Annotated in this window: 4 protein-coding genes; all 4 read right to left on the bottom strand. The window is 35.9% G+C overall.

Going from position 1 to position 4783, the window contains the following annotated elements; translation table 11 throughout:
• On the bottom strand, positions 1-794 hold a 794-nt coding region (locus N4A31_00020; GenBank protein ID MCT4634621.1), incomplete at its 3' end, for an acetyl-CoA C-acyltransferase.
• Between the two features lie 14 nt (positions 795-808).
• Positions 809-3151: a 3-hydroxyacyl-CoA dehydrogenase/enoyl-CoA hydratase family protein gene (locus N4A31_00015; protein MCT4634620.1), complete on the bottom strand. Its 2343-nt coding sequence runs from the start codon at positions 3149-3151 to the stop codon at positions 809-811.
• A 50-nt stretch (positions 3152-3201) separates the two neighbouring features.
• Positions 3202-4509, bottom strand: a complete 1308-nt coding sequence (locus N4A31_00010) for a hypothetical protein (protein MCT4634619.1) — start codon at positions 4507-4509, stop codon at positions 3202-3204.
• A gap of 30 nt (positions 4510-4539) precedes the next feature.
• Positions 4540-4783, bottom strand: a 244-nt coding sequence (locus N4A31_00005; GenBank protein MCT4634618.1) for an enoyl-CoA hydratase-related protein, incomplete at its 5' end; no start/stop codon positions are given.

Raw genomic sequence — 4783 nt, 5'->3', positions numbered from 1 at the left:
TCTGCTTTTTCTCTAGACATTATAAGAACAAACGCTGCACCATCACTCATCTGTGATGCATTGGCTGCTGTAACAGTCCCACCTTTCTTAAATACTGGTCTTAATTTTGCGAAGGACTCTACACTAGCTCCTCTTCTCACCCCTTCATCCATTGTAAACATGAATTTTTCTATAGAAGGATTTCCATTTTCATCTACAACAGGTCTTACTGCTTCTATAGGAATTATTTCTTCATCGAATTTACCTGCCTTAATAGCCGCTTCAGCTTTTTGATGGCTTAGTACGGAAAATTCATCTTGCATTTCTCTTGTTATTTTGTATTTTTCCGCTACATTCTCAGCTGTCTGACCCATAGACATATAAACCTCTGGACGCTCTTGTATTAAGTCAGAATCAGGATATTTCATATTTCCCTCAATAGGTACTGTACTCATACACTCAATTCCCCCAGCTAGTATACAATCAGCCTGACCTACCATTATACTATTTGCAGCTACAGATATTGTTTGAAGTCCTGAAGCACAAAATCTATTTACGGTTTGACCAGGCACGCTATCTGGAAGTCCAGCTTTCAGCCCAACAACCCTTCCCATATTGAAGCCTTGTTCTGCTTCTGGAAAAGCACAGCCTACTATAAAATCATCTATAACTTCTAAATTAAAATGTGGTATTTTATCTAATATACCTTTAATTACTTGGGTTCCCACATCCTCTGGCCTTGTATATCTTAAACTTCCCCTTGGAGCTTTGCCTATTGGAGAGCGTCCCATTGCAACTATTACTGCTTCTCTCATTAATAACACCTCCATTAATTTCTCAAAGGTTTTCCCTTGATTAGCATATGTTTCATTCTCTCTTGGGTTTTAGCTTCTCCACAGAGGCTTAAAAAAGCTTCTTTCTCAAGCTCTAGTATCCTATCTTCTGAAAGCTTAGCTCCAGCTACAACATCTCCTCCAGTTAATATTGCAGCTACCTTGTCTGCTAAAAATGCGTCATATTCTGAGATGAATTTTCCATTCTTCATAAATAATATAGCGTCTCTTATAAATCCTCTACCGGTTTTTCCTGTTACTTTTATATCATTTTTAATCTTTGGCCTAAAACCACTATCATATAACTCTATGACAGCTTTTTTGGCTTCATCCACTTGATAATCAAAATTCATAACAATTCTATCGCAGTCTCTTATATATCCTTTTTTAATAGCATCATGGGCACTGCTTGATACCTTTGCCATGGCTATAGCATTCCAAGCCTTTTTCACATGGGTTAAAAGCTCTGACATAGGTACTTTACCTAAATTTTCTACGGAACGATATAACAGCTCTTTAGTTCCTCCACCAGCTGGTACAAGTCCTACCCCTAGCTCAACAAGTCCCATATAGGTTTCAGCATGGGCTACCTGCATATAACCATGCATAGCCATTTCTGCTCCTCCACCTAATGTCATCCCATGGGGGCCTGTAATTACAGGCTTCTTACAATATTTCATAGCCATATTAGCGTATTGAAAGTCCTTTATCATTTTTTCTAATTTATCCCAAGCTTTTTCCTTTGCAAATTCAGCAACCTGCATTAAATTTGCACCTGCCGAGAAATTCTTATCATGGTTTGCAACTACCAGTCCTTTATAATCTCCATCTTCAACTTCTTTTACAGATTCATATATCATACCTATTACATCATTAGTGACAGTATTTCCCTTAGTTTTAAATTCAAGACATGCTACACCCTCTCCAATATCTTTAAGTAGGGCACCTTTATTTTCTTTTATCACATCATATTTAGGTGATGATAACAGTATATAAGGAACATCTATAGAATCGGCTTCATAAAAATTAGCCTTACCTTGTGCTAGTCTTTCTTCAATCCACTCAGGAATTATATCTCCCTCTGTTTTCATTCTTTTAACTGATTTTTCAAATCCAATGGCATCCCAGATCGCAAAGGGTCCCTTCACCCAATTGTAGCCCCATACCATAGCATTATCAATGTCTTTATAATCATCAGCTATTGTTGGTACATTATTAGCACTATATAATAATGTCTTCTTAATTATCTGCCATACAAATTTATTTTCTTCAGCTTCTCCATAAACTAAGGTTTCTAGAGGATTAGACGTCTTCTTTGCTTCCTCTACCGCTTCAACCTTTACATTTGGAAATTCAACATACTCTTCCTTTCTATAATCCCACATAAGGGTTTGTTTACCTTTTTCTGTCTTGACTTTCTTATAGAACCCTTGTTTTGTTTTATCTCCTAATTGTCCTGCATCTATCATTTTTTGTACAAATTCAGGTGATGTTAGGGCTTCTTTTTCATCGGCATCATCAATAGAATTTATTGTGTTATTAGCCACATGAGCATATATATCAATACCTACCATATCTAGGGTTCGGAAGGTTGCACTCTTAGGCCTTCCTATAATTGAACCCGTAAGCTGATCTACCTTCATCAAATCATAATCATATTTTTCTGTGAGTTTCACAACTGTAACTAATGCATATGAACCAATACGATTAGCAACAAAACCTGGGGTATCCTTTGCCATTACAACGCCTTTACCTAATCTTTTAGTCCCAAAATTCCTCATAAAATCTACTAATTCCGGCAAAGTGTCCTTTCCTGGAATTAATTCAAATAATTTCATGTAGCGAGGTGGATTGAAGAAATGCGTTCCCAGAAAATGCTGTCTAAATTCTAACGGCATATCCTCGATTATTTCATTAATTGATATTCCAGAAGTATTAGAGGCAATAATAGCACCTGGCTTCATATATTTGTTTATTTCTTTCATGAAATTCTTTTTAATGTCTAGGTTTTCAACAATGACCTCGATGATCCAGTCACAATCCTTTAACATATTCATATTATCAGTAAAATTACCAACTTCAATCATATTTCCCATATCTTTGTCATAAATTGCTCTGAATTTAAGATTTGTAACCTTATCTTTACCTGCCTGGGCAATACGATTTCTAACCTGTGGACTTTCTAAAGTTAATCCCTTAGCTTTTTCTTTTTCGGTTAATTCTCTTGGTATAACGTCCAATAAACAAACGGATATTCCAGCTCCTGCTATATGTGCAGCAATTCCGGCTCCCATAACGCCTGCACCTAAAACTGCCACTTTATTTATATTAAAACCCATTAAGCTTCCCTCTCTTTCCAACTAATCCACATAGTTGACTAATTTATTCACTATTGTGGAATTATACCTACTTCAATGGCTTGTTTAGTCAATTCTTCTCTAAAGTCAGGATGAGCTATACTGATCAATGCCTTTGCACGCTCTGCCAAGGTTTTGCAATATACATCAGCAACTCCATATTCAGTAACTATGTATTGTGCATCGGTTCTTGGCACTGTAACTGCTGTTCCCGGTGGCAACGTAATCATGATTCTAGATTTAAACCCTTCCTTAGACTTAACTGTTGAAGGCAAACAAATAAATGATTTTCCACCTTTAGACATAACAGCCCCTCTAACAAAGTCTAATTGTCCGCCTGTAGAACTATATTGATCATATCCAATTGCTTCTGATGCAACTTGACCAGTTAAATCTACCATTAAAGCGTTATTAATTGAAATCAAATTATCGTTCTTAGCAACTTCTATAGGATCATTTATTTCATTAAATGGTCTTATCTCTATTGATGTGTTTTTATTCATGAATTCATATAATTCTTTATTACCAAGCCCAAAGCTAATTACCATTTTTCCTGGTTTATAGTTCTTTTTACTATTATTGATTACTCCTATTTTAGCCAAATGAGCCATTGACTCCGTAAGCATCTCACTATGGATACCTAGATCTTTTTTATCTTTCAATCCATAGCCAACTGCATTTGCAGTACCTCCAATTCCCAACTGAATTGTTGATCCATCTGGTATAAGAGGTAATACATGGGACGCAATTGCCTCATCTATTTCCGATACAGGAGCTTGAGGTAATTCTGGAACTTTATGATGGTTTTCATAAATACAAGCTACTTCACTAACATGTACTTTATTACGCTCTCCATGAATGTATGGACAATTTTTATTGACTTGAACTATGATCCTATCTGCCGTTTTAGCAGCTTCATCACAAGTAACAACTCCTGCTGGTCCATAACACATATATCCATTTTCATCTGGTTCGGAAACTTCACAAAGCACTACTGTAGGAGCTATTTTTTGGATATATTCATATAATTTTGATAGATGTATTGATGCGACATTTACATTTCCTTGTTTCTTGAATTTTCTTGTTACTCCTGACATGTACCATGTATTTACATTAATATGCCCTTTAAATTCTCCCTTAAAGCAATCGAATGCATGGAAGGCAAGACTATCATGCCATTCTACATTTTCTAACTCTTGATAACGTTTACATATTGCATTGACAATATCTGCTGGCGCACTGGCGGCTGATGCTATCCAAACTTTGTCTCCCGATTTAATTTTTGATGCTGCTTCTTCTACCGACACAAGCTTACTTTCATATGTCTTTTTCCATTCCATAATATACACTCTCCTTTTATTTAATTTGAATTATTTACCTTGAAAATTCGGTTTCCTCTTTTCTGCAAAGGCTCTAATACCCTCTTTAAAATCTTCTGTAGCTGTACATTGTATTTGATATTCTGTTTCATTATCAAGATCATTTTCAAATCCAAAGAATGCAGATCTGTTTACAAGAGCTTTCATTTTCCCAAGTGCTACACTAGGCAAAGCAGAAAGCCTATTGGCAAGTTTCATAGTAGCTTCCTCTAAATTTTCTAAGGGTACTACTTGG

The organism is Rickettsiales bacterium, from assembly GCA_025210695.1.
In the GTDB taxonomy this organism is placed as follows: Bacteria; Pseudomonadota; Alphaproteobacteria; order Rickettsiales; family CANDYO01; genus CANDYO01.
The sequence above is the reverse complement of the archived record's forward strand: the minus strand, read 5'-3'. Positions and strand labels throughout refer to the sequence as shown.